General features: G+C 57.0%; 1 pseudogene. It reads right to left on the bottom strand.

What is annotated here, in order from left to right:
* Positions 1-215, bottom strand: a pseudogene (locus LOK78_RS16455) (T9SS type B sorting domain-containing protein); the annotation flags it as partial.
* Between the last annotated feature and the right edge of the window lie 127 nt (positions 216-342).

The raw sequence follows: 342 nt of genomic DNA, 5'->3' as shown, positions 1-342 counted from the left end.
CTGCCGATACCGCAACCGTTGATATCCCTTACCTGTACCAGGTGTTCCCCGAAGGACAGGTTCTCAAACACATAACTGCCGTCATTGGGCTCGTTGCTCACCCATGGACCATTGTCAATGCTGAACTCAAACACCGCATCGGTTGCTCCCGTGGCCGTTACCGTTACCACATGGTTGTCTGCAAAGGCCTGGGTAGTTACCGTGGCCTGTACCACCGGTGGAGAGCTCAGGATCACCTCGGCACTCATGGCGCTGCTGCAGCCGTTGTCCACATCGGTCACCACCACCGTATAGGTGCCGGCTACCGTTGGCATGTAGCTGGAATCCGTGCCAAGTACCACC

The sequence above is a fragment of the Mangrovimonas futianensis genome, assembly GCF_021245805.1.
Classification (GTDB): Bacteria; Bacteroidota; Bacteroidia; order Flavobacteriales; family Flavobacteriaceae; genus Mangrovimonas; species Mangrovimonas futianensis.
The sequence above is the reverse complement of the archived record's forward strand: the minus strand, read 5'-3'. Positions and strand labels throughout refer to the sequence as shown.